Annotated in this window: 20 protein-coding genes and 1 riboswitch; of the genes, 6 read left to right on the forward strand and 14 right to left on the reverse strand. The window is 60.4% G+C overall.

The features are described from left to right. Positions 1 to 104: 104 nt before the first annotated feature. Positions 105 to 1,994, reverse strand: a complete 1,890-nt coding sequence (thiC, locus tag KGA82_RS14325) for a phosphomethylpyrimidine synthase ThiC (protein WP_008027894.1) — start codon at positions 1,992 to 1,994, stop codon at positions 105 to 107. Positions 1,995 to 2,157: 163 nt separating this feature from the next. Further along, positions 2,158 to 2,263, reverse strand: a riboswitch (TPP riboswitch). Between the two features lie 192 nt (positions 2,264 to 2,455). On the opposite strand from thiC, the gene KGA82_RS14330 reads away from it, so the two are divergent. Beyond that, a complete protein-coding gene (locus KGA82_RS14330) occupies positions 2,456 to 3,895 on the forward strand; it encodes a TolC family outer membrane protein (RefSeq protein WP_008027893.1) in 1,440 nt (479 codons plus the stop codon). A 164-nt stretch (positions 3,896 to 4,059) separates the two neighbouring features. Here KGA82_RS14330 and waaA read toward each other — a convergent pair whose 3' ends face one another. Further along, positions 4,060 to 5,337, reverse strand: coding sequence for a lipid IV(A) 3-deoxy-D-manno-octulosonic acid transferase (waaA, locus tag KGA82_RS14335; protein ID WP_223450892.1), 1,278 nt, complete (start codon positions 5,335 to 5,337; stop codon positions 4,060 to 4,062). Beyond that, entirely contained in the window at positions 5,330 to 6,250 is a 921-nt protein-coding gene (locus tag KGA82_RS14340; protein ID WP_008040402.1) for a LysR family transcriptional regulator, read from the reverse strand. The genes waaA and KGA82_RS14340 overlap by 8 nt, the downstream gene beginning before the upstream one ends. A 102-nt stretch (positions 6,251 to 6,352) precedes the next feature. On the opposite strand from KGA82_RS14340, the gene KGA82_RS14345 reads away from it, so the two are divergent. From KGA82_RS14345 to KGA82_RS14360, 4 genes are all read left to right on the forward strand, one after another. After that, entirely contained in the window at positions 6,353 to 6,685 is a 333-nt protein-coding gene (locus KGA82_RS14345) for a DMT family transporter (RefSeq protein ID WP_084320936.1), read from the forward strand. A 202-nt stretch (positions 6,686 to 6,887) separates the two neighbouring features. Further along, a complete protein-coding gene (locus tag KGA82_RS14350; protein WP_223450893.1) occupies positions 6,888 to 8,063 on the forward strand; it encodes an NAD(P)/FAD-dependent oxidoreductase in 1,176 nt (391 codons plus the stop codon). Then, positions 8,060 to 8,872, forward strand: coding sequence for an aldo/keto reductase (locus KGA82_RS14355; protein WP_008027882.1), 813 nt, complete (start codon positions 8,060 to 8,062; stop codon positions 8,870 to 8,872). The genes KGA82_RS14350 and KGA82_RS14355 overlap by 4 nt, the downstream gene beginning before the upstream one ends. Positions 8,873 to 8,905: 33 nt before the next feature. After that, the gene (locus tag KGA82_RS14360) at positions 8,906 to 9,874 is read left to right on the forward strand and encodes a hypothetical protein (RefSeq protein WP_008040396.1); all 969 of its coding nucleotides are present in this window, start codon (positions 8,906 to 8,908) and stop codon (positions 9,872 to 9,874) included. A 146-nt stretch (positions 9,875 to 10,020) separates the two neighbouring features. Here KGA82_RS14360 and hldE read toward each other — a convergent pair whose 3' ends face one another. The 4 genes from hldE to msbA form a co-directional block, all read right to left on the reverse strand. Beyond that, positions 10,021 to 11,445, reverse strand: a complete 1,425-nt coding sequence (hldE, locus tag KGA82_RS14365) for a bifunctional D-glycero-beta-D-manno-heptose-7-phosphate kinase/D-glycero-beta-D-manno-heptose 1-phosphate adenylyltransferase HldE (protein ID WP_008040393.1) — start codon at positions 11,443 to 11,445, stop codon at positions 10,021 to 10,023. Positions 11,446 to 11,547: 102 nt separating this feature from the next. Continuing rightward, positions 11,548 to 12,153 carry an adenylyl-sulfate kinase gene (gene cysC, locus KGA82_RS14370; protein ID WP_192226909.1) on the reverse strand — a complete coding sequence of 202 codons (606 nt, stop codon included), beginning with the start codon at positions 12,151 to 12,153 and terminating at the stop codon, positions 11,548 to 11,550. After that, complete coding sequence (locus KGA82_RS14375) at positions 12,146 to 12,850, reverse strand: sulfotransferase family 2 domain-containing protein (RefSeq protein ID WP_223450894.1); 705 nt, start codon at positions 12,848 to 12,850, stop codon at positions 12,146 to 12,148. Before KGA82_RS14375 ends, cysC begins: the two co-directional genes overlap by 8 nt. Before the next feature lie 185 nt (positions 12,851 to 13,035). Continuing rightward, on the reverse strand, positions 13,036 to 14,835 hold the full coding sequence (msbA, locus tag KGA82_RS14380) for a lipid A export permease/ATP-binding protein MsbA (protein WP_223450895.1): 1,800 nt from the start codon (positions 14,833 to 14,835) through the stop codon (positions 13,036 to 13,038). A 115-nt stretch (positions 14,836 to 14,950) separates the two neighbouring features. Here msbA and KGA82_RS14385 point away from each other — a divergent pair, with 115 nt between their 5' ends. Then, positions 14,951 to 15,592 carry a toluene tolerance protein gene (locus tag KGA82_RS14385; protein WP_223450897.1) on the forward strand — a complete coding sequence of 214 codons (642 nt, stop codon included), beginning with the start codon at positions 14,951 to 14,953 and terminating at the stop codon, positions 15,590 to 15,592. A 42-nt stretch (positions 15,593 to 15,634) separates the two neighbouring features. On the opposite strand, the gene KGA82_RS14390 is transcribed toward KGA82_RS14385, so the two are convergent. The 7 genes from KGA82_RS14390 to KGA82_RS14420 are packed head-to-tail and all read right to left on the reverse strand — an operon-like array spanning position 15,635 to position 23,756. Next, complete coding sequence (locus KGA82_RS14390; RefSeq protein ID WP_223450899.1) at positions 15,635 to 16,786, reverse strand: O-antigen ligase domain-containing protein; 1,152 nt, start codon at positions 16,784 to 16,786, stop codon at positions 15,635 to 15,637. A gap of 4 nt (positions 16,787 to 16,790) precedes the next feature. Then, positions 16,791 to 17,558 (reverse strand): glycosyltransferase family 2 protein, encoded by a 768-nt coding sequence (locus tag KGA82_RS14395; RefSeq protein WP_223450901.1) that lies wholly within the window; start codon positions 17,556 to 17,558, stop codon positions 16,791 to 16,793. A gap of 38 nt (positions 17,559 to 17,596) precedes the next feature. Then, positions 17,597 to 18,553 carry a glycosyltransferase gene (locus KGA82_RS14400; RefSeq protein WP_223450903.1) on the reverse strand — a complete coding sequence of 319 codons (957 nt, stop codon included), beginning with the start codon at positions 18,551 to 18,553 and terminating at the stop codon, positions 17,597 to 17,599. Continuing rightward, positions 18,550 to 19,980 (reverse strand): PIG-L deacetylase family protein, encoded by a 1,431-nt coding sequence (locus tag KGA82_RS14405; RefSeq protein WP_223450905.1) that lies wholly within the window; start codon positions 19,978 to 19,980, stop codon positions 18,550 to 18,552. The genes KGA82_RS14400 and KGA82_RS14405 overlap by 4 nt, the downstream gene beginning before the upstream one ends. Positions 19,981 to 19,988: 8 nt before the next feature. Further along, complete coding sequence (locus KGA82_RS14410; RefSeq protein WP_223450906.1) at positions 19,989 to 20,885, reverse strand: antimicrobial resistance protein Mig-14; 897 nt, start codon at positions 20,883 to 20,885, stop codon at positions 19,989 to 19,991. Next, complete coding sequence (locus tag KGA82_RS14415; RefSeq protein WP_223450907.1) at positions 20,885 to 22,015, reverse strand: glycosyltransferase; 1,131 nt, start codon at positions 22,013 to 22,015, stop codon at positions 20,885 to 20,887. Before KGA82_RS14415 ends, KGA82_RS14410 begins: the two co-directional genes overlap by 1 nt. Next, a complete protein-coding gene (locus KGA82_RS14420) occupies positions 21,999 to 23,756 on the reverse strand; it encodes a carbamoyltransferase (protein WP_008027860.1) in 1,758 nt (585 codons plus the stop codon). Before KGA82_RS14420 ends, KGA82_RS14415 begins: the two co-directional genes overlap by 17 nt. Positions 23,757 to 23,856: the final 100 nt, after the last annotated feature.

A 23,856-nucleotide genomic window follows, 5' to 3' on the forward strand; every position in this document is an offset into this window, starting at 1 on the left:
AGGCTTGCCCGCGAAGGCGGTGTGTCAGGTAAAACGCCTTCGCGGGCAAGCCTCGCTCCTACAGGGTATGCGCCAGTCAAGAAGCACTGACGCTGCGGATCAGATCAAACCTTCTTGTACAGCTGACTGCCTTCCTGCTTGAACCGCTCTGCCTGTTCCGCCAATCCCCGGGCGACTTCGGCGTCGACGGTCTCGATGCGCTGGTTGGCCGCGTACTCGCGGACTTCCTGGGTGATTTTCATCGAGCAGAATTTCGGCCCGCACATCGAACAGAAATGCGCGACCTTGGCCGAATCCTTCGGCAAGGTTTCGTCGTGATACGAACGTGCGGTGTCCGGATCGAGGCCCAGGTTGAACTGGTCTTCCCAACGGAACTCGAATCGCGCCTTGCTCAAGGCATTGTCGCGAATCTGCGCGCCCGGGTGCCCCTTCGCCAGATCGGCGGCATGCGCGGCGATCTTGTAAGTGATGATCCCGGTCTTCACGTCATCCTTGTTCGGCAGGCCCAAATGTTCCTTCGGCGTCACGTAGCAGAGCATCGCGCAACCGAACCAGCCGATCATCGCCGCACCGATACCCGAGGTGATGTGGTCGTAGCCTGGCGCGATGTCAGTGGTCAGCGGGCCGAGGGTGTAGAACGGCGCCTCGTCGCAGCACTCGAGCTGCTTGTCCATGTTCTCTTTGATCAACTGCATCGGCACGTGGCCCGGGCCTTCGATCATGGTTTGCACGTCGTGCTTCCAAGCGATCTTGGTCAGCTCGCCGAGGGTTTCCAGCTCACCGAATTGCGCGGCGTCGTTGGCGTCGGCAATCGAGCCCGGACGCAGGCCGTCGCCCAGCGAGAAGCTGACGTCGTAGGCCTTCATGATTTCGCAGATCTCTTCGAAATGCGTGTAAGCGAAGTTTTCTTTGTGGTGCGCCAGGCACCACTTGGCCATGATCGAACCGCCACGGGAAACGATGCCGGTCACACGTTTGGCGGTCAGCGGCACGTAGCGCAGCAGCACGCCGGCGTGGATGGTGAAGTAATCGACGCCCTGTTCGGCCTGTTCGATCAGCGTGTCGCGGAACAGCTCCCAGGTCAGGTCTTCGGCAGCGCCGCCGACTTTTTCCAGCGCCTGATAAATCGGCACGGTGCCGATCGGCACTGGCGAGTTGCGGATGATCCACTCGCGGGTTTCATGAATGTGCTTGCCGGTGGACAAGTCCATGATGTTGTCCGCGCCCCAGCGGATGCCCCAGGTCAGTTTCGCCACTTCTTCTTCGATGGACGAACCCAGTGCGCTGTTGCCGATGTTGCCGTTGATCTTCACCAGGAAGTTACGGCCGATGATCATCGGTTCCAGTTCGGTGTGGTTGATGTTGGCCGGGATGATCGCGCGACCGCGGGCGATCTCTTCACGAACGAATTCGGGGGTGATGATTTTCGGCACGCTGGCGCCGAAGCTGTGGCCAGCGTGTTGCTGATCCAGCAGGCCAGCGGCACGGGCGACTTCAAGCTTCATGTTTTCGCGGATGGCGACGAATTCCATCTCGGGCGTGATGATGCCCTGACGCGCGTAGTGCATTTGCGTGACGTTGCCACCGGCCTTGGCGCGGCGCGGGTTGTTCACGTGAGCGAATCGCAGCTTGGTCAGCTCCGGATCGGCGAGGCGTTCCTTGCCGAAGTTCGAGCTGAGGCCGGGCAGACGCTCGGTGTCGCCACGGGCTTCGATCCACGGCGAGCGGATGTCGGCCAGGCCTTTGCGCACGTCGATGATCACGTTGGGGTCGGTGTACGGACCCGAGGTGTCGTACACGACAACCGGCGCGTTGATCTCACCGCCGAAGTCGGTCGGGGTCACATCAAGGCTGATTTCGCGCATCGGCACGAGGATGTCCGGGCGGGAGCCCTGAACGTAGATTTTTTGCGAGCGGGTAAACGGTTGAACCGATTGTTGATCGACTTGGGCCGAGTCACTCAGGTTCGTTATGTTTTTTGGTTTTATCGTCATCACGGGCTCTCCGAACACATCCAGGCAGTGGATTTTTGTCGGAGCGAACCTGTAATCGAATGGACGCACGGGCGCTGGGAAAACCAGCAGTGCTGTGCTCAGTGCTCGAGGGGTGTTCGATTGTCGAACAACATCCCGGACGAAGCACAAGAGGACTCGCCGGGTGACGAGAAATCTTGTTCCCTACGCAGGCGCTAACCTGATCAGGTTCAACGGGATCCGAAATTATTCGATCTCAGCCTCATAGCAAGGCACCCCGACAAGAACCCGGCCAGTCTAGACACAACTGACAAAGAACGCCAACACCGCAGTAAACACCATGATGAATGGCGCAATCAGACGATTGTTGCCGCACGTATGCGCAACTACACTCGCAACGGCCATGTCGCGCATTGACGCTGAGTGGGCTGCGCCGTACCTTTGGCGCTCAAATTATCAGTGTAATTTTTAGGGATGGCCTCATGCTGCGCAAACTCTCACTGGCCCTTGCCGTGTCTTGTGCTTCCAATGGAATGGCCTGGGCAGCAGAAGCGCCCTTATCGACCAAGACCGATCTGGTCAGCGTCTACCAGGAAGCGGTGGACAACAACGCCGACCTGGCCGCCGCCCGCGCCCAATACGGCGCGCAGAAAGAAGTCGTGCCCCAGGCGCGCGCCGGCTTGCTGCCGAATATTTCCGGTGGCGCCCAGTTGGCCAACGTGCGCACCGATATCGATCAACCGTCGTCCGTTGCCAACCGTAGCGCCAATTCCTATCAGGCAACGTTGGCTCAGCCTTTGTTTCGTGCCGATCGCTGGTTCCAGTACCAGGCCGCCAAGGACGTCAATGAGCAAGCCGCCCTGCAACTCTCGGCGACCGAGCAAAACCTGATCCTGCAAACCGCCGAGGACTACTTCAACGTGCTGCGCAGCCAGGACAACCTGGCCTCGACCAAGGCTGAGGAAGCGGCATTCAAGCGTCAGCTCGACCAGTCCAACGAACGCTTCGATGTCGGCCTGTCGGACAAGACCGACGTGCTGCAATCGCAAGCCAGTTACGACACCGCACGGGCCAACCGGATCGTTGCGCAGCGTCAGGTGGATGATGCGTTTGAAGCGTTGATCACCCTGACCAACCGTCAGTACAACTCGATTCAGGGCATCGTCCACACCTTGCCGATCCTGCCGCCGGCACCGAACGACGCCAAGGCCTGGGTCGACACCGCCGCCAAACAGAACCTGAACCTGCTGGCCAGCAACTACGCGGTCAGCGCCGCCGAAGAAACCCTGAAGCAGCGCAAGGCCGGCCACGCACCGACGGTGGATGCGGTGGCCAAGTATGAGAAAGGCGATAACGATGCCTTGGGCTTCAGCAACCCGAACGGCTTCGGCCAGCCGTATGGTGGCCCCGTCGAGCAACGCACGCTGGCGCTGCAATTGAACATCCCGATCTACAGCGGCGGGCTGACCAGCTCGCAGGTTCGCGAGTCGTACTCACGCCTGGATCAGACCGAACAACAGCGTGAAGGCCTGCGTCGGCAAGTGGTGGAAAACACCCGCAACCTGCACCGCGCGGTGAACACCGATGTCGAGCAGGTGCAGGCGCGCAAGCAGTCGATCATCTCCAACCAGAGCGCGGTGGAAGCGACCGAAATCGGTTATCAGGTGGGCACGCGCAACATCGTCGATGTGCTCGACGCGCAGCGTCAGCTGTACACCTCGGTGCGCAATTACAACAACACCCGCTACGACTACATCCTCGACAACCTGCGCCTGAAGCAAGCCGCCGGCACGCTGAACCCGGGGGATTTGCAGGACCTCAAGCGCTATCTCAAGGCTGACTACAACCCGGACAAGGACTTCCTGCCACCGGACCTGGCCAAGGCTGCGGCTGAGCAGTTAAAGGCAAAACCGGGGCAGTAATGGGCGGGTGATGGCGGTTCTGAAGACGCCTTCGCCAGCAAGCTGGCTCCTACAGAATCGGGGGATGACGGGGTTTCTGGGTTCACGCAAAACCCGTAGGAGCCAGGCTTGCCGGCGAAGGCGATTTCAAGGAAGTCTTCGCCAGCAAGCCTGGCTCCTACAGGTCAGCGATTGATCAATCGATCCAACCCATCCAGCAACCGCTGCAACGCGCCCTGATTGGTGCGCATCACTTTCAGCCCCGCGTCTGCCATTCGCTGCGCATCGCGCGGCAATTCGAACAGTCGCTGCACCGCCAGCGCCAGCCCCTCGGCATCTTCCACTTCCTGCAATGCCCCGGCGCTGCGCAACTGCGCGGCGATTTCGAGGAAGTTGAACAGGTGCGGCCCACTCAGCACCGGTTTCGCCAGCGCGGCGGGTTCCAGCAAGTTATGGCCACCGTTCGGCACCAGACTGCCGCCGACAAAAGCGCTGTCGGCCAGGGCATACAAAAACAGCAACTCGCCCATGGTGTCGCCGAGCAACACCGACGTATCGGCGGTGACCGGTTCGCCGGAGGAACGACGCACCGTGGCGAAGCCCTGTTGCCTGCAAAGCTCGAACACCGCGTTGAAACGCTCCGGATGACGCGGCACCAGAATCAGCAACGTATCAGGATGACTGTCGAGCAGTTGACGATGCGCCGCCAGCACCACTTCGTCTTCACCGTCGTGAGTGCTGGCGGCGATCCACACCGGACGCTCCTGCGCCCGCCATTGCCCACGCAACTCGGTCGCACGCTGAAGCAGTTGCGGGTCGATGGTCAGGTCGAACTTGATCGAACCGGTCACCTCAACCGTTTCCGCACGGGCGCCCAAATCGCGGAAGCGCTGGGCCTCGGCTTCGGTCTGCACGGCGAACAGGCTCATTTCGGCGAGCATCGGCTGAGTCAATTTACCGAAGCGGCCATAGCCTTTGGCGGAACGCTCGGACAGTCGTGCGTTGGCCAGCGCCACAGGAATCCCGCGTTTGGCGCACTGGTGAATGTGGTTGGGCCAGAGTTCGGTTTCCATGATCACCGCCAGTGTTGGCCGGACCCGGTCAAGAAACCGCGCCGCCGCGCATGGCAAGTCGTAAGGCAAATAGCAGTGCTGGATGCGCGGCTCGTTGGCGAACAAGGCGTGGATGCGTTCGGAGCCCGTCGGCGTCATGCAGGTCACGGTGATCGGCAGCGCTGGATAACGTTGCAGCAACGCGCGAATCATCGGCGCTGCGGCAATGCTTTCGCCCACGGACACCGCGTGCACCCAGATGCCGCCCGGCTTCATCGCCGGCAGCCCGAGCGAGAACCGCTCGCCGATGCGTTTGGCATACGCCGGTGCCTTGCGCGAGCGCAGCCACAGCCGAATCGCTACCAGTGGCAGCCCCAGGTAAAACAGCGCGGTGTAGAGAGTTCTATTCATGGCGGCGGAGTTTATCGGTTTTTTCGCCGATCGCCTGCAAGTGCACGGCAAAACGTTCCGCCAGCCAACGGGCCGCCGGGCCGAGCGGTTCATCCCGGCGCCAGACCAGTTCCACCACCAGCGCCGGCGGCGTCCATTCGCTGGCCAGTTCGACCATCAGCCCCTGATACGCCGGATACTGCACCACGTGCCGTGGCAACCAGGCCCAGCCGAGGCCACGCACCAGCCATTCGGCCATCACATAGAAACTGTCGGCCCGCCAGACCTGCGGGCTGGCCGGCTCGCTGCCGGGATACACACTGGACTGGGTCGACATCAGCAACTGCCGATGCTGCGCCAGTTGCTGACAATCGACCGGAGCCTGCGTTGCCAATGGATGCCCGACGCCGCACACCGTGACCATTTCGACGCTGCCCAGCACTCGCCGTTCGAGCGCCTCGGGAATCTGATCGTGGTAAAACAACAGACCGAGATCGGCCCGGCGCTCCACCAGCTTGCGCGCCACATCGCCCTGGGCAGCGCTGGTCAATTGCACTTCAAGGCTGGGAAACTGTTCCGCCAGGGCTTCGAAACTTTCAATGATCGGCTGATACGGCATCGCCTCATCCTGAGCCACGCGCAGGCGAGCTTCCTGCCCACGCGTCATTGCCAGCGCACGGCCATTCAGGCGCTCGCATTGACGCAGCACTTCCCGCGCCTCATCCAGCAACGCATTGCCGGCCTCAGTGAGTTTCGGCTGCCGGCCGCTGCTGCGGTCGAACAGGCTCACACCCAGGTCTTCTTCCAACAGCGCTATCGAACTGCTGACCGCCGACTGCGCCTTGCGCTGGTCCCGCGCCACAGCGGAAAACGATCGCTGCTCGGCAACGCTGACGAACAAACGCAACTGCTCCAGATTCCATTGAATGTTCATGGCCAACCCATCTCCCACACAGATAGGTAATGACTTTACCCCATCTGAGCAACCTCTAAAATGCCGACCTCATAAAGCAACACTTCACACGAGGATGCACCCATGACCGCTTACTACTACCTGGCCATCGCCATCTGCGCCGAAGTGATCGCCACTGTTTCGATGAAAGCGGTCAAAGGCATCAGCACGCCGCTGCCGCTGATTCTGGTGATCGTCGGTTATGGCATTGCCTTCTGGATGCTGACGCTGGTGGTGCGCAGCGTGCCGGTGGGTGTGGCTTACGCGGTGTGGGCCGGCATGGGGATCGTGATGGTCAGCGTCGCGGCGCTGTTTATCTACGGGCAGAAGCTGGATGTGCCGGCGATGCTCGGGATGGCGCTCATCGTGCTTGGCGTTGTGGTCATCCAGCTCTTCTCCAAAACCGCCGGGCACTAAGCCCTGAAACACAATCCATTGTAGGGGCGAGCCTGCTCGCGATTGCGGTATGTCAGCCAACATCTCCGCTGAATGTACCGCCCTCATCGCGAGCAGGCTCACTCCCACAGGATTTGTGTCTGGCTATGGATTGATTGCCAGCAAAACCTCCATTCTTCGAGTCTGTATACTGCGCCCTCGTCTTGAACACTGAGGTCGCTGCATGCCATCCGTTATTTCCACCGACGTTTTGATTGTCGGCGCTGGTGTCGCCGGCCTCTGGCTGAACGCGCGCCTGCGCCGCCAGGGTTTTTCGACCGTGCTGGTGGAAAGCGCCACCCTCGGTGGCGGGCAGAGCCTGAAGTCCCAAGGCATCATCCACGGCGGCGCCAAGTACGCGCTGCATGGCGCCCTGACCGGCGCCTCGGAAGCCATCGCCGACATGCCGCGCCGCTGGCGTGAAGCCCTGGCCGGTGACGGTGAACTGGATTTGTCTGGCGTGCGCCTGTTGTCCGAAGCTCATTACCTCTGGTCCCCCGGCACGATCGCCGGCAACCTCACCAGCTTCTTCGCCAGCAAAGCCGTGCGCGGCCGTGTCGATCAGGTCAAGGGCGACCAATTGCCGCCGGCCCTGCAAGACAAGCGCTTCAAGGGCAAGGTCTATCGCCTGGCAGAACTGGTGATCGACGTGCCGAGCCTGATTCAGCGCCTCGCCGACCTGGCCGGTGACGGCTTGCTCGCCGGGAAGACGATCGAGCCGTTGCTGGAAGCTGGCGTTCTGGTCGGCCTGAAGGTCGACGAGCGTGAAATCCGCGCCCAACGCATCATCTTGAGTGCCGGTGCCGGGACGGCCGCGCTGCTCGAAGCACTGGGGCTGACCAAGCCCGCCATGCAACGTCGGCCGCTGCACATGATCATCGCCAAAGGCCCCGGCCTCAAACCGCTGTACGCCCATTGCCTGGGTGGCGGCACCAAGCCGCGCATCACCGTGACCACCCATCCGGCCGCCGATGGCCAATGGGTCTGGTACCTGGGTGGCGATATCGCCGAGGCCGAAGGGGTTGCCCGCGAACCCGCCGAGCAAATTGCCACCGCGCAAAAAGAACTCGGCCAGTTGCTGCCATGGATCGACTTGAGTACCGCGCAATGGGCGACCTTGCGCGTGGACCGCGCCGAGCCGCTGCAATCGGGCCTGACGCGCCCCGACAACGCCTTCCTTGCCGAAGAAGGCCGTTTGCTGGTCGGCTGGCCGACCAAACTGGCGCTGGCGCCGGACTTTGCCGACCGCGTCATCAGCTCATTGCAACGTGACGGCATCCAGCCAAGCCCTCCCGCGCCGCTGCCCGAGTTGCCGAAGCCGCCGATGGGCGTCCCGGCCTGGGAGCAACTGCTGCCATGAGCCAACCGACCCTGCACGACTTGCATCGCCCGCTGGGCAGCACCGGCCTGATGGTTTCGCCCCTGGGTTTGGGCACCGTCAAACTCGGTCGCGATCAAGGCGTGAAATACCCCAACGGCTTCCAGATCCCCGACGATGACGAAGCGCGCATGCTGCTCAAACTCACGCGCGACCTGGGCATCAACCTGATCGACACCGCCCCGGCCTATGGTCGCAGCGAAGAACGACTCGGCCCGTTGTTGCGCGGTCAACGCCAGGACTGGGTGATCGTCAGCAAGGTCGGCGAAGAGTTTGCCGACGGCCAGTCCCGCCACGATTTCAGCGCCGCGCATACCCGGCTCTCGGTGGAACGCAGCCTGCAACGTCTGGAAACCGATTTTATCGATCTGGTGCTGGTGCACTCCGACGGCAACGACCTGGCGATCCTCAACGACAGCGAAGTCTACGCAACCCTCGCCGCGCTCAAGGCCGAAGGCAAGATTCGCGGCTATGGTTTCTCCGGCAAAACCGTCGAAGGCGGTTTGAAGGCTCTGGAACAAGGTGATTGCGCCATGGTCACCTACAATCTGAACGAACGGAACGAGAAGCCGGTCATTGACTATGCTGCTGATCACGGCAAAGCCATCCTGGTCAAAAAAGCCCTCGCCAGCGGTCACGTCTGCCTGAGTCCAGGCGTGGATCCGGTGCGCGCCAGTTTCGAGTTGTTGTTTGAACATCCGGGGGTGGCCAGTGCTATTGTCGGGACCATCAATCCGCTGCACCTCGCCCACAACGTCGCGACCGTTGCCCAGGTCCTACGTAGCAACTGATGCCGCCCCACGCGGCCTTAAGCAGGAGCCGACATGCCGCGTACGCTCATTAGAAAGAACCCGAGCAACTTCAAGACCCTGCCGTTATTCGTCGAAGCGACTCCCGAAGGCCTGAGTTATCAAAGCGTCGGGATGCCGCTGAATTTTTCCCAGACGTTGCAACGTCGCCGTCCGGTGACAGTGGCTGACAGCGAACGGTTCGCCGTGGAGCTGGCCAATCTCGGGGTTTCGGTGCGCCTGACCCTGCATTGGCAGAATCGCGATTACTGGGTGTTGGTACGTCAGCGTCGGCAAGACCGTGGCGATGTGGTGCTCAAGCTGATCTCCGGTTACGTGCCGGCCCACGAACTGAACCTGCCGCTGCACACCGCCATCCAGGAGATTGCCGAAGAGTGCCTGCTGGAAACGCCGGAAGGCTGGCTCGGCGGGCGCTTCAACGACACCTGGCTGCCGGCGCCCTACTCCGCCGCGCTGCACTATCGCGAGGCGTTGCCGTTTCGGCTGACGCCGCTATCCGGCTCGGCGCGGCCGGTGCGCTGCGCCAACCTGCAGTTGATCGAACGACCGCGCGCCTACGTGCACCTGCCGACCGCGTCGCTGCAACTGATCTATGACTTGCGCCTGGACGTGCCCAAGGAAGCCAAATCCCTGAGCCTGTTTCATGTCGACGAACGACTGGAGGGCGATCAACTGGTGGCCCGCCTCGACCGCAAGCGCCCCGACTTGTACCTGATGCCGTTGCAGGACGGCCAGCCGATGGCCGAGTTGTATACCCTGAAAAAGGATCACCTTTACCCGGCGAGCACACGCGGATTGTATCTGGCAGAGAGCTTTGCCCAGCAGCAAGGCTGGCTGGTGCGCGATGAGCGGATTCGCTGGAAGGATTGGGTGCGCCAGCAAGGCTTGAACCCGCCGGGGAAAGATTCCGGTTTGGCGCGGTTGCGCGGGAAGGCGAAGCAATTGCTGAAAAAGATTGTGCCGCGCAAGAAGGTTAGTTCGTAAGATCAATTGATCTCAACGGGATGTACACATACCCCCTGTAGGAGCTGGCTTGCCAGCGATGGGCTCAAGGACGCCGCGCTTATTCAGTAAACAAGCGTCATCGTTAACGACCATCGCTGGCAAGCCAGCTCCTACAGGGTTTGGTATCACTCGGACTTGCGGATTTTTTCGACTATCGCGGTCGTGGAACTGTTTTCCACCAGCCCCAGCACTTTTACCGTTCCGCCATACGCCGTCACGATGTCCGCACCGACGACCTGGTCGATCCCGTAGTCCCCGCCCTTGACCAGCACGTCCGGCTTGACCTCGCGCAGCAGGTTTTCCGGGGTGCCTTCAGGGAAGCTGATCACCCAATCCACCGCACCCAGACCTGCCAGTACCGCCATGCGACGGTCGACGCTGTTGATCGGACGACCCGGCCCTTTCAGGCGGCTGACCGAAGCATCGTCGTTGACCGCAACGATCAGACGATCGCCTTGAGCGCGCGCCTGTTCGAGGTACGTCACGTGGCCGGCGTGCAGGATGTCGAAGCAGCCATTGGTGAAGACGATCTTCTCTTTATGCGCACGCGCATCATCGACCGCCAGCAACAACTGCTCAAGACCCAGCACACCGCGCTCGGAACCTTCTTCACGCTGGATGGCGCGACGCAGTTCCGGGGCGCTGATGGCAGCCGTACCGAGCTTGCCGACAACGATGCCTGCCGCCAGGTTGGCCAGGGCCACGGCGTGAGGCAGTTCCTCGCCCGCGGCAATCGCCGCCGCCAGGGTGGAAATCACGGTATCGCCGGCACCGGTCACGTCGAACACTTCACGTGCCCGAGCCGGCAGGTGCAACGCCGGATGATCCGGGCGCAACAGGGTCATGCCGTGTTCGCCGCGAGTCACCAGCAACGCGCCGAGGTCGAGGTCGTGCATCAGCTGCGCGCCCTTGCTCACGAGTTCATGCTCATCGGCGCAACCGCCGACGATGGTCTCGAATTCGCTGAGGTTCGGAGTGATCAGGCTCGCACCCCGGTAGATCGAGAAATCCTTGCCCTTGGGATCGGCCAGCACCGGAATGCCACGGGCACGGGCGGCCTGGATCAGCACTTGATGATTTCTCAATGCGCCTTTGCCGTAGTCGGACAGCACCAGCACCTTGATGCCTTCGAGCAGTTCATCGACTTGCTCGCTGAGCGCCAACGCGTCGGTGGCGAAGGGTTCTTCAAAGTCGATACGCAGCAGTTGCTGGTGACGGCTCATGACCCGCAGCTTGACGATGGTCGGCTGGTGCGCGATGCGCTGGAACAACGCCCGTACGCCAGCGCCCTTGAGGCTGTTGGCCAGGCTGTCGGCGGCTTCATCGTCGCCGGTCACGCCGACCAGTGAGGCCGGTGCGCCGAGGGCGGCAATGTTCAGGGCAACGTTCGCGGCACCGCCCGGGCGGTCCTCGATTTGCTCGACTTTGACGACGGGTACCGGCGCCTCAGGGGAAATCCGTGAGGTACCACCATGCCAGTAACGGTCGAGCATGACATCGCCGACCACCAAGACAGGGGCTTGATCGAATCGCGGCATGGACAACTTCATGGAGCAACCCACATACAGAATGAACAGGGGCGGGATATTAACACAGGGTTGGCGTGGGCTTGTGTGGCGGCTGCAACGGGATGATTTTGCAGGGTTTATTGCTCATTTATTGAGCAATAAACCCGATAACCGCCGGCAAGCGTCTGCCATCTCCAGCGTTTGCGTGTCGATTTCACACTCGGCGCACAACGGTGCCTCGTAGGGACTGTCGATCCCCGTGAAATCCTTGATCCGTCCTTGCCGGGCCGCCCGGTACAAGCCTTTTGGGTCGCGCTGCGCGCACACCGCGAACGAGGTGCTCACATACACCTCGATAAAATCGCCCTCAGCGAACAGGCGCCGCGCCGCTTCACGCTCGGCCCGAAACGGCGAAATCGCCGCAACAATCACGATCAGGCCGGCATCGACCATCAGCCTCGCCACCTCGGCCATGCGCCGGATATTTTCCCGACGACACTCAGCCCCCATCCCCAGGTCACGGCACAGACCGGCGCGCAGATTGTCACCATCGAGCACAAAGGTATGCCGCCCGAGCTCATTGAGTTGCAGCTCAAGGGCATTGGCCAGCGTTGACTTGCCCGCGCCGGACAACCCCGTCAGCCAGAGGCAGCGCGGCCGCTGCGATTTGATCGCGGCACGGTCGTTGATCGACAGCGACAACGCATAAGGCCTGATCCCGGGGACTGACATCGACAGCGCCTCATTCATAACCGAGCATCTCGTAATCGCGCTGGTACACCCGCCGTACGAGCCGGCGGGTGCGTACCGAGCAGAAGTCACGGGCAGGCGCTGTGCGCCGCTGCTGCGAGCTGTTGATGTGCGGCAGCGGCACCGCGTCGCCCACCTGCTCGCACACGCGCTGAAAGTCGCGCTCCAGATGCTCCTGATAGCCAATGAAATCCAGCGCCAGGTGCCCGAAGGAATCGGTGAGAAAATCCGTTTGCGCAGCGAAATGCAGCTGCCGGTGGATCGTTTCCGGGTGCAGCCAGCGAGCGACAAAATCGTCGAAATCGCGGTAGTGGCTGACCATTTTTTGCGCGGGTCGGTCGCGCAGGCTCAGCTCGTTGCCCCGCAGAAAAGCGTAGGCCGAGTACGCCCTTTCCAGCGGATCGCGAACAAAAGCAAACTTGAAACTGTCGGCAAACTGCTCGGGAAATTGCTGTTCGTACCAGTACAAGGGCAAGTGCCCCGGGCTCCAGCCATCGAACAGCGCCGCACAGACGCTGCTCCCGGCGCATTTGGGGACGTGAATGAACAGACAGGAACGCTGTGTGAAAGGCCGGGGAAAGCACAGGTTGGCCGACATCGACCGATTGACCACCTGACGGTCCACGACCGACAGGCGCCCCAGCAAGAATTGCCGTTGCGTCTTGGGCAACAGCTTCCAGAGATAACGTTGCAACATTGCAGCACCCGCGCGAAGGGGATGGCCCCCTCGATTGAAGTCAAAGTTCGTTCAGGAACCTTAACAAGCGCGTTGCCGAGATTTATTCAGGTTTGGTCAAGAAAGGTAAAGGTCTGGATACAATTCACCGGACGCATTGCACGTCGATGAGCGCGAGGGTGAGCCTGGCTCACCCTCGCGTCGGGTCAGGCGATGTTTTCTGCCGGCGCATCGAGCCCCATCGCATGCAGCCGCGAGTAGTAGCCGTTTTGTGCCAGGAGCTGGGCGTGGGTGCCGCGCTCGACAATTTCCCCATGGTCCATGACCAGGATCAGGTCGGCCTTCTCGATGGTCGACAAGCGGTGAGCGATCACCAGCGTGGTGCGACCTTTCATGACCTGATCCAGCGCCGCCTGAATGTGCCGCTCGGATTCGGTATCGAGCGCCGAGGTCGCCTCGTCGAGAATCAGCAACGGTGCGTTCTTCAACAAGGCCCGGGCAATCGCCAGACGCTGACGCTGACCACCGGACAGCAACACGCCGTTTTCGCCGACCTGAGTATCCAGGCCTTGCGGCATTTGCGAGATGAAGTCCATCGCATAAGCGTCCGTGGCGGCCTTTTCGATGTCTTCACGCGGCGCACCGGCAAGGTCGCCGTAGGCAATGTTGTTGGCAATGGAGTCGTTGAACAGGGTCACATGCTGCGTCACTTGCGCCACATGCCGACGCAGATTACGCAGACGGTAATCTTCGATTTCTACGTCATCGAGCAGGATCTCGCCGGTTTCATGGTGATAGAAACGCGGAATCAGACTGGCCAGGGTCGACTTGCCGCTGCCGGAACGCCCCACCAGCGCAATCATTTGCCCCGGCGCCGCGGTGAAGCTGATGTTCTTCAGCACTTCACGGTCGGTACCTGGGTAGGTGAAGCTCAGGTTACGCACTTCCAGGTGACCGCTGACGCGATCGCGCTCGACGGTGCCGGTGTCGACCTCAGGCTCGACGTCCAGTTGTTCGAAAATGCTTTCGGCACCGGCGACGCCTTTCTGGATGGTCGAACTGACTTCCGACAACTGGCGAATCGGTTTCGGCAACAGGCCGGCGGCGGTGATGTAGGCCACCAGGTCACCTGCGGTGGCATCACCGCGCAGGAACAACACGAGGAACATCAGCACTGCCATGGCGGTGTAGATCACCAACTGCAGCATCGGCGTGTAGACCGCGCCGGTCTTGGTCATGCGCAATTGCTTGTCGGTGTTGCCCTGACTGGCTTCGGCAAAGCGCCGCTCTTCGTAGCTTTCGCCGCCGAAGCTGCGCACCACTCGATAGCCCTGAATGGTTTCGGAGGCCACGTGTGTCACGTCGCCCATCGCCACCTGGATCTTCTTGCTTTGCTTGCGGAATTTCTTGCTCGCGCTGCTGACCATGACCGCGATGATCGGCAGGATCGCCAGCATCACCAGGGTCAGTTGCCAGTTCATCCACAACAGGTAACCAAACAGGAACACCACGGTCAGGCCTTCGCGAATGACCACTTTGATGGCATCCGTGGCAGCACCGGTGACCATGGTCACGTTAAAAGTGATGCGCGAAATCAGGTGCCCGGAGTTATGGGTGTCGAAATAGCGGTTGGGCAACACCAGCAATTTGTTGAACAGTTCGACGCGCAGGTCGTGAACCAGACCGAGGGAGACCTTGGCCAGGTAATAGTTGCCCAGGAACGACCCCAGGCCTTGCCATGCCGCGATCAGGATGATCAGCAGCGGCACAGCCATCAGCAACTGCAAGTCTTGCAGGTAGGGAACGTTCGGGAACAGCACCGCTTCGGGGTTGCTCAAGCCGTCGACGAAGTATTTGAGAATCCCGGCCAGCATCGGCTGTGTCGAGGCAAAAATCACGAAGCCAATGATACTGATGGCAAACAGGCCCCAGTACGGGCGCACATACGACAGCAGGCGCAGGTAAATCTTCAAGCTCGACGGCGCAGGCGAATCAGGGCTAGTCATGAGAACCCGTTGTATGAGAAAAGAGCCCGCGAGTGTAACACAGGCCATTTTAGTCGCTGAGCTGCGGTAATATGGCCGGCTATCCATGCCTCACGGCGTCGACCCCGGAGTATTGATGCAAGCGCTTGACCACACCCGATACCTCGCCCTGCGCGAGGGTGCACAAGTCCTTGAAGCGGATGGTTCGGGAGACAAGGTGCTGCGGTTGACGGACGGCTCGATCCTCAAGCTGTTCCGCCGCAAGCGTCTGTTGACGTCGGCCGCCTGGTATCCGTACGCCAAACGTTTTGCCGACAATTGTGATGCATTGCGTGAACGGCACATTCCCTGCCCGTCGATTCGTCAGGTCTACCGCATCGCAAGTATCGAGCGCGATGCCGTGCACTACGATCCGTTACCGGGTCAGACCCTGCGCCAGTTGCTGGACGACGAAGGCGACGCTGATCCGCTGCGCGGCCAGTTGGGGGCCTTCATGGCGACCCTGCATGAGCGCGGGATCTATTTCCGCTCGGCGCACCTGGGCAACATCGTGCTGACGCCCGAGCATCAATTGGGTTTGATCGACATTGCCGATATGCGGGTCTATCGCCGTCCGCTGCGCAAGACCCTGCGGCTGCGCAACTTCAAGCATATGGTGCGTTACCCGCAGGATCGCCAGTGGTTGCTCGACGATCACGGTGAGGTGTTCATGCAGAATTATGGCCAGACCCAGAGCGTTTGCTCTGCGGAAGAACTGAGCATCGCCCTGCAAAAATGATCTGGACACCTTCGCCTCCGGGGAGGAGGCGAAGGTCAGGCATTACGCCAGTGCCTGGCGTCGCGCTTTCAATACACGCGAGAGAATCATCGCCGAAGGCAGCAACACCAGCGGCCACAACTCGTCAGGGTTGCCGATCAGCAAACTTCCATCGAAGTTCAGCATCACCAACGCACACGCCAGATACATGCCCCAGGCATCACGCAGACGCCAGGCCTGCCAAAGTGAAGCCACCATCAGCGCGACAAACAACACCAGCGCCACCGCACCGCTGTAGAGCCCCAGCGCCACAAAAATATTGTGCGGATGCTGAATCGGCGTCATGCCCACGAGTAGCTGATCGGTGTGAAAACCGATGCCGCAGCCCAGCGTCCAGCCGCAACGGTGCCACTCGCCGACCATGATGTTAAAGATTTCGACGCGAGACGAATCGCCTCGGCTCAAGAGCGATTCGAACCAGAGCTCGTTGTGCACCACCCCGTACAAGCCCCACAGAGCCACCAGACCAATCACAATGATGCTGCCGATCAGGCGCGGTTTCTGGTGAAGACCATAAAGCAACCAGCAGCCGATGAGGAGCACGGCCCCCACCAATGCAGTACGCGTTTGCATGACGAAGATCACCGCGAACAGCGACAGGACGATACCCAGGCCAGCTTCAATCAGTTTTCGTTCTTTGAACCAGATGGGCAGCACCAATGCCAACGAGCAGAACAGCCAGATGCTCGCATAGATGATGTTCTGCAATCGTGCCGGCAGTAACGCCAGGCGGGCGCCGAACGGGAGCTCACCGCTGCTCCAGCTGTAGATCGCGCAAATGAAAATGTACAGCGTCAGGATCCAGAACTGCGCACGAGCAAACGCAAGGCTACGAAAGAACTGCGGATCGGTGAACGCACCGGCCACCATGATAAACATCAGCACATAAAAGATGTGCTTGAAGAACTGAGGTTCGCCGGCAATCGAAGCAGGCACCAGAAACCACAAAAGGAACGCCAGCCACCCCCACGCCAACGGCTGCTTGAGCAGGCCCGCGCCCTTTTCCTTGATCAGGAACACCAGGCCTGGCAAGACCATCAGTCCGTAGAACAGATTGTTGGTCCACTTCGATGACCAACCCACCACAAAACTCAACAGAAACAGGCAGAGCGCCAATCCAAAATACGACGTGAGGGTGATTTTTCCTGGCTTCATGCCGCTAAATTCCATTGACTGCCCAACCTATTGCCACACCGAGTATAAGGGCCACGACCAGCTTGATCCGATCGAGACGTTTACGCCGCAACTTGTTTTTGCGTTCCTGAGGAACCACCACATGCTCACCGAAACCGGTGTGCAGGACCGCATCGTTTTCCAGAATCAACGCATAGCGGTTTTCTTCGGCATACAGACGCGACAAGTCTTTCTCCCCGGAAAACGCGGCATACGGCGCATGAATCAGGTAATCCGCGCGACGGCGCAGCCCCGGGTTCAGGGAAAAGCCCTGCCAGTCGGCCTTGTGCGAGCCCAATACATAGTAGGGAATGCCATGGCTAACCTTGCGCTCGTTCAAAAACACATAAGGACTGTGAACCTTGAGGTCATGATTGAAGCTGCGCAGCCACACCTGCAAGGCTTGCGGATCTTCTTCCAGCAAGCATTGGGATTCTTCGATAAACCCTTCGCGGTAGAAGTCCCAGTCGTCTTCGCAGTGGAAAATCCACGAGGTCTGCACCTCGGCATAGGCCGCATCGATGGACCGTAGCTGACCCAGTCGCGGATTGTTGATGAAGAAACGGGTATGCGCCCGCCAGTGCTCCGGAATGCAGGCCTCGACGGCGCTGTCGCCGGAGTCTTCGGTAATGAATACCCTGCGGATGGGAGCCGTATTGAACCGGTCAAACGTCTCCAGGGTTCGCTTCAACAGATCGAAGCGACCGCAACTGGTGATGACGACCGAAATGTCGCTAGTCTCGCTGAACAGCATTTATTTACACCGCTCCATTAGTGGTTTTACCGCCGGCTTCACAGCCCGAGCGTTAAGCGTATTTTTTCTTTCCAGCCCAGCGGAACGTGCTCGCGTAGCGGCGCGCGCAAGGCGTCGACAATCGCATGCCCAACGGCGCGGAAGGTGTAACGCTGCTCTACCAGAGCCTGCCCGGCCAATGAAATGGACTCGGTCAGTTGCGGGGACTCACGCAACACCGCAAGTTTTTCCCTCAGCTCCTCGCGCGTTCGATAAAGCACAATGTTGTGCATATCGACAAAGCCCAATGCGCGATTCTCTTCTTCGCCCTGATCGTAAGCAAACAACACACAACCACAGGCCATGGCCTCGAAATTCTTGATCATGTATTCGCCCATGCCGACATCGGCACTCACGAAACAACGGATCCGGCTCAACGTCTCGCAGTATTCCTCACCCGACTTGGTGCGCGTGATCAGCAGGTTTTCGACTTCGGCCACGGACTCGAGCATCGCCCTGCGTCCGGCATAGGCAACACTGTTCAGGCTGCCGACGAAACCCAGCTCGATGTCACGTTCACGCTGACGGTTCTGCAACAGCGCCTGATCGTAGCCCTTGGGCACGAAATGCGCGTCAAAGCCTTCATCGCACAGGCGCTGGCTGACCATGTAACCCGAGCTGATCACCCGCGCCCAAGGCAACTTGCGGTAATGGGCGCTGAACTTTCCGGTGTACTTGCACGGAATGTAATTCTGGTAAGCATCGTGTTCCAGAATAACCAGATTGGGCAGGGTCTGTATGAACCTCACCTGTCTGATTTCTTTTTTGAAGCGCAGGAAGAACACGATCCGGTCATAGCGGGAGACATCTACGTGCTTGCGAAAGTAGCCACGCAAGTCGTCCTGTTCCTCACTGGTCAATTCGCGCTTGTCGCAGTCGCACTGCTCGGCAATACCGTCATACAGCCGATCGAGGATCGCTCGCTGCTCTTTCTGTACCAGAAACAGAACTTTCAATTGGTCTCTCTCTTTCCCGACAGCTCATGGACCCAGAACAATTCATGGCGTCGCACCGCTTTACGGAAGAACTCGTTTTCGCCGAACGTCGGCCAGTGTCTGGCCGCCAGACAACGTTGTATCGCCCGACGGAGTACACGCTTGAGGGGAAGTCGCGGTTGAAGGTCGTGCATCATGCCCAACGACATGGCCTTGTGCCACTGCTTTTCGGCCGACAGACAAAGCGTCCAGGGACGCAACGGCTCTTCAGCACTGATCTGCGGAGGCATCGCCACACCCGCACCGGCATCGCCCATTGGCCAGCGATCGTTATCGTGCAGGTGATTGGCGTAATGCAACAAAGTCTCGGGCTGCCAGGCTGTACCGCCCAGCGCCTGCATCACCGCTTGTTGCGAGCATAGATGATCCGGGTGCGGGTCGAAGCGCGGATGCGGCAAGACAATGACCTGAGGCTGAATGCGCTCGATCAGCTCTTTCAGGTCGGCCACCAGGTTGTTCCATGACGGCACGCCATCCACATCACTGCCCAGGGCGAACGGATTGAACCGGCGAAAATAGCGGGTATCGCCCAGTTGCGCCTCGCGCGACAGCACGGCCTCGGCCGGTGCGTTTTGCATGGCTGGCAACTGCAGACAGAAGTAGCCCAGCTGGACACAACGCTCCTGAGGTACGCCGCCCCACAATGGCACACTGACACTATCCCAAGCGCGAAGCGAACCTTTCAACCGGGACGCCTCGACGCCTTTGAGCCCCATCTGCTGGTAGTGTTCGGCCTCGATTTCACCGGCGGTCAACGTCACGATCCAGCTTTCGCTGGCACTGCTGTACAAGCCGAACGCGGCCAATTCGGCATCGTCGGCGTGGGGCGCGATCACCATCACCCGCCGATTGCTGTAATCCGGATGTTCGAACGCCCAGAGTACCGGTTCGCCGAGCAATCGACAGAAACGCCCGCGCAGACGCAGCTCGCCTTTGGACAGAACCTGCGCCTGGCCGCTGAGGTTGAGGTAACGCAGACCGTTCACACCGCGCTCAAAGACTTGCCGGTCCGGACTGTCGCCACCCGACAATTCCACTATCGGGTCGAGAAAGCGCCCCAGCCAGGTACTTTTGATCCGTAACGCCAGCACCAGGGTCGCGTCGTCCACCAGCATGACGCCATCATCCAGCCGCAAATGTTCACCGTCCAGGTGAACCTTGGGTTGCTGGGTGTAGGGAGGAAAGCTGTATTCGTAATCGTCTTTGGGCGAATAAAACAAATGGTCCGCAAACCATGCTTCGTGAGCGATCCAGCCCAGGACCGCCAGAATCAGCGGCAACCACCAGGCCACCAGCACGCCGATGGCAATCAACAGCACCAGCGCGACCAGCAGGCCGATGCGTTTCTGGCGCCGATGGCGCTTGAGCAATTGCTGTTTACGGCTCATGGATTGGCTCATACGGTGAAGACTGGCACAGGATTGCACCAGCGATCCTTGTATTCACGATCGGCGCGACCGAAGGAGAAGCGCAGGGGCTTGTCCAGCGCTCGCGCATGCTCCCAGGCACTTTGCGTATTGAGAAAGCTCAGCACGCTGCCAGGGCTGAATTCGCGGGTTTGCGGATCCACGCCACCATTGATGTACTCGACACTGATCCATTGCGGCGCTTCAACGCGGTAGACCAGTTGAATCGCGATTGGCGCGTCGTTGAGGAAAATCACCGAACCGATCAACAAGTCACGCAACAACTCGATCACTTCACCCATGCGCTCGGCACCGGTGGCCGCAAAGCCCCAGCGACGCTGAAACAGGTCGCAATAAATCGCGGCCAGTTCGCGGCTGGAAAACTCGCTGACCGGCCGCACCACGCCGCCCGCCTCCTCCAGCAAGCGCAATTCGCGGCGCTGGTTGTAGCGAAACTTTTTCGACAGCTCTTCCGGAGTACGGGCCATGGCCAATTGCTCAGTCTGCAACCTGATGCCGGCGAACCGGCCTTCATTCAGTGCTGACAGATAACGGGCGCGATGGCGCAGGGGCGCTTGCGTATCAGCAGCGGCCGGCAGGATGAGCTCGGCGTTGCCGAGGTCGAACAGGCCTTTTTTACCGTTGCGCTTGAGCACGTCCTTGGACAAGGCAAGGTCGCGCCCCCAGGTCGGGATGGCCGCCTGGACGTCACCGTTTTGCGCCCAGGCCAGATAGCGCACGGGAATGCCGGCCAAATGAGCCAGTCGTTCGACGACCATCGGATGCGTCGCGACGCTGCCGCCATAACGGTTCCAGGCCTCGGCGTAAGTCGAGGCATCGACCACCGCCCAGCCACGCTCGCGCCAGCCTTGTAGTCGGTTGAGCATCAGCCCCTCGGCGCCAGTTCGGTAACGTGTGGCAAACGCCAGAAAGCATCGCGTACGGCACGGTCGGAGAAGCGCTCACGCAGGCGGTCGAGCATCAGCTCGGCGCACTGGCGACGTTGTTGCTCATCCATTGCGGCCAGATGGTGCAGCCCTTGAGCCAGGTGCCCGGCATCGCCCAACGGGAACAGAATGCCAACGCCTTCCACCACTTCCTTCGCGCCGCCACACGCCGTGGCGAGCAACGGCACGCCGGCAGCCATGGCCTCCAGCAGCACCATGCCGAACGGCTCGTGATCGGAACTCAGGGCAAACACATCGAAGGCACGGAAATAACGCCGAGCCTCGGGCACCTGCCCAAGGAACAGTACGCGATCGCCAATGCCCAACTCGCGGGCCTGGGCCTTGAGGTCCTGCTCCAGCCGACCGGTACCCAAAACGACCAGTTGGCTGTTAGCCGGCAAACCCGGCAGAGCCGTCGCAAAACCTTCCAGCAACGTGGCCTGATCCTTGTCCGGATGCAGCCGTCCGACGTTGCCGACAACCCAGGCATCCATCGACAACCCCAGGGTTTCCCGGGCTTCACGAACGGACACCTGGCTGTCTTGCAAGGTTTGCACATCGATGCGGTTATAGAGTGTCTGAATCCGCCCGGCCGGCCATTTCGGCAAGCAACCGCGCATGTCATCGCGCACAGCGTCGGAAACCCCGAGCAGGCTCAGTCGCTTGCGGAAAATATGGGCGAAGAGCTTGCGAGTGCCGCGCTTGTAGTCATCAAACGCATGATGCACACCGATGACCGGCAACGAAGTGCCCAGCAAGGCGATGTAGATCGGCTTGAAACGATGAGCGATGCAGAAGCTGAAGTTGCGCGAAGCGGCGATCTTGCGCAGATCGCCGATGGCACCCAGCTTCAGGCCACGAATGGCCTTGGAGCTGTATTCCATGAACAACACTTCATCGGAAGCACAGCCCGCGGCAACCTCGCTGTCTGCAACCCCGGTCAGAAACACCGTGGTCACTCGATATCCGGTCCCCGCGAACAGGCTGGCGTACTGCCGGGCGCAGTCCAGAAACGGCCCGTCATAGCCGTGACAGAACTGCAGCACATGGCGTTCAGCCGAGCGTGTCATATGCGTCCGCGCCCTCTTTGACCACCAGGATGTCTTCCATGATCAGATACTGCAGGTCGGAGCCGAAGAACATGTTCAGGGCATCCGTCGGCGAGCAGATCATCGGCTCGCCACGACGGTTGAGCGAAGTGTTCAGCGACACGCCGTTGCCGGTCAGCACTTCCAGCGCCTTCATCATGTCGTAGTAGCGCGGGTTGTATTCGCGCTTGAGCACCTGGGCCCGGGACGTGCCGTCTTCGTGGACGACTTCCGGCACGCGGGTTTTCCACTCTTCAGCCACTTCGAAGGTGAAGGTCATGAACGGCGCCGGGTGATCGATCTTGATCATCTGCGGTGCGACGGTGTCGAGCATCGACGGGCAGAAAGGCCTCCAGCGCTCGCGGAACTTGATCTGGTGGTTGATGCGGTCAGCCACGCCGGTCGCGCTCGGGCAACCGATGATCGAACGACCGCCCAAGGCACGCGGACCGAATTCCATACGGCCTTGGAACCACGCAACCGGGTTGCCATCGACCATGATTTTGGCAATGTTTTCCGGCATGTTCTCGAGCTTGCGCCATACCGGCTTGCTCGGGTGACGGGCGCATGCTGCCAGCACGTCTTCGTTGCTGTACGACGGGCCGAGGTAGACGTGTTCCATCTTCTCGACCGGCACGCCACGGGCGTGAGACACGTAAGCCGCCGCGCCGACCGCGGTGCCGGCATCGCCGGACGCAGGCTGGACGAACAGCTCTTTGACGTCGTCACGGGCGATGATTTTCTGGTTGAGCTTGACGTTCAACGCACAGCCGCCGGCGAAGGCCAGCTTGCCGGTTTCCTTGAGTACGTCGCCCAGGTAATGGTCGATCATCTGCAACGCCAGTTTCTCGAACAGCGCTTGCATGCTCGCGGCGTAGTGAATGTACGGCTCGTCGGCGATATCGCCTTCGCGCTTGGGACCCAGCCACTCGATCAGCTTCGGCGAGAAGTAGAAACCCTTGCCCTTCTCTTTATAACGGCGCAGGCCGATGACGTTGGCGTAGTCGGTGTTGATCACCAGCTCGCCGTTCTCGAACGAGGCCAGACGCGAGAAGTCGTACTTGCTGGCGTCGCCGTACGGCGCCATGCCCATGACCTTGAATTCGCCGTCGAGCATTTCGAAACCGAGGAACTCGGTGATCGCACCGTACAGGCCGCCGAGGGAATCCGGATCGAAGAATTCCTTGATCTTGTGGATCTTGCCGTTTTCGCCGTAACCGAAGAAGGTCGTGGCGTACTCACCCTTGCCGTCGATGCCGAGGATCGCGGTTTTCTCTTTGAAACCGGAGCAGTGGTAAGCGCTGGAAGCGTGAGCCAGGTGATGCTCGACGGGCTCGATCTTGATTTTCTTCGGGTCGAAGCCCAGTTGCTCCAGGCACCAGACGATCTTGTTGCGATAGCGCTTGTAGCGACGGTTGCCCATCAGGATCGCGTCGAGGGCGCGGTCCGGGGCGTACCAGTAACGCTTGGCGTAGTGCCAGCGCGCCTTGCCGAACAGGCTGATCGGGGCGAACGGAATCGCAACCACGTCAACGTCGGACGGCTTGATGCCCGCCTGCTCGAGGCAGAACTTCGCCGATTCGTATGGCATGCGGTTCTTTGCATGTTTATCGCGCACAAAGCGCTCTTCTTCAGCCGCCGCGACCAGCTTGCCGTCGATGTACAAGGCTGCGGAAGGATCATGGCTAAGGGCGCCGGACAGGCCAAGAATCGTCAATGCCACAGGGGTCTAGCCTCTTTAGTCTGCATGCAGGCGCAACGCGCCTCAAAAATTAATGTGCCCTCGCAAGGGGCGAGAGACAGCTAAAGGGCGGGATTATAGC

The sequence above is a fragment of the Pseudomonas sp. BF-RE-22 genome (genome assembly GCF_019956155.1).
Taxonomy (GTDB): domain Bacteria; phylum Pseudomonadota; class Gammaproteobacteria; order Pseudomonadales; family Pseudomonadaceae; genus Aquipseudomonas; species Aquipseudomonas migulae.

Bases quoted from the DNA above. Each gene is read 5' to 3' on its own strand.
- KGA82_RS14330 (WP_008027893.1), top strand. From the start codon at position 2,456: ATGCTGCGCAAACTCTCACTGGCCCTTGCCGTGTCTTGTGCTTCCAAT.
- KGA82_RS14405 (WP_223450905.1), bottom strand. From the start codon at position 19,980: ATGAGCCGTAAACAGCAATTGCTCAAGCGCCATCGGCGCCAGAAACGC.
- KGA82_RS14355 (WP_008027882.1), top strand. From the start codon at position 8,060: ATGAGCCAACCGACCCTGCACGACTTGCATCGCCCGCTGGGCAGCACC.
- KGA82_RS14375 (WP_223450894.1), bottom strand. From the start codon at position 12,850: ATGTTGCAACGTTATCTCTGGAAGCTGTTGCCCAAGACGCAACGGCAA.
- KGA82_RS14385 (WP_223450897.1), top strand. From the start codon at position 14,951: ATGCAAGCGCTTGACCACACCCGATACCTCGCCCTGCGCGAGGGTGCA.
- KGA82_RS14340 (WP_008040402.1), bottom strand. From the start codon at position 6,250: ATGAACATTCAATGGAATCTGGAGCAGTTGCGTTTGTTCGTCAGCGTT.
- cysC (WP_192226909.1), bottom strand. From the start codon at position 12,153: ATGAATGAGGCGCTGTCGATGTCAGTCCCCGGGATCAGGCCTTATGCG.
- KGA82_RS14410 (WP_223450906.1), bottom strand. From the start codon at position 20,885: ATGCTCAACCGACTACAAGGCTGGCGCGAGCGTGGCTGGGCGGTGGTC.
- hldE (WP_008040393.1), bottom strand. From the start codon at position 11,445: ATGAAGTTGTCCATGCCGCGATTCGATCAAGCCCCTGTCTTGGTGGTC.
- KGA82_RS14360 (WP_008040396.1), top strand. From the start codon at position 8,906: ATGCCGCGTACGCTCATTAGAAAGAACCCGAGCAACTTCAAGACCCTG.
- thiC (WP_008027894.1), bottom strand. From the start codon at position 1,994: ATGACGATAAAACCAAAAAACATAACGAACCTGAGTGACTCGGCCCAA.
- KGA82_RS14345 (WP_084320936.1), top strand. From the start codon at position 6,353: ATGACCGCTTACTACTACCTGGCCATCGCCATCTGCGCCGAAGTGATC.
- KGA82_RS14395 (WP_223450901.1), bottom strand. From the start codon at position 17,558: ATGCTGTTCAGCGAGACTAGCGACATTTCGGTCGTCATCACCAGTTGC.
- KGA82_RS14390 (WP_223450899.1), bottom strand. From the start codon at position 16,786: ATGAAGCCAGGAAAAATCACCCTCACGTCGTATTTTGGATTGGCGCTC.
- waaA (WP_223450892.1), bottom strand. From the start codon at position 5,337: ATGAATAGAACTCTCTACACCGCGCTGTTTTACCTGGGGCTGCCACTG.
- msbA (WP_223450895.1), bottom strand. From the start codon at position 14,835: ATGACTAGCCCTGATTCGCCTGCGCCGTCGAGCTTGAAGATTTACCTG.
- KGA82_RS14415 (WP_223450907.1), bottom strand. From the start codon at position 22,015: ATGACACGCTCGGCTGAACGCCATGTGCTGCAGTTCTGTCACGGCTAT.
- KGA82_RS14350 (WP_223450893.1), top strand. From the start codon at position 6,888: ATGCCATCCGTTATTTCCACCGACGTTTTGATTGTCGGCGCTGGTGTC.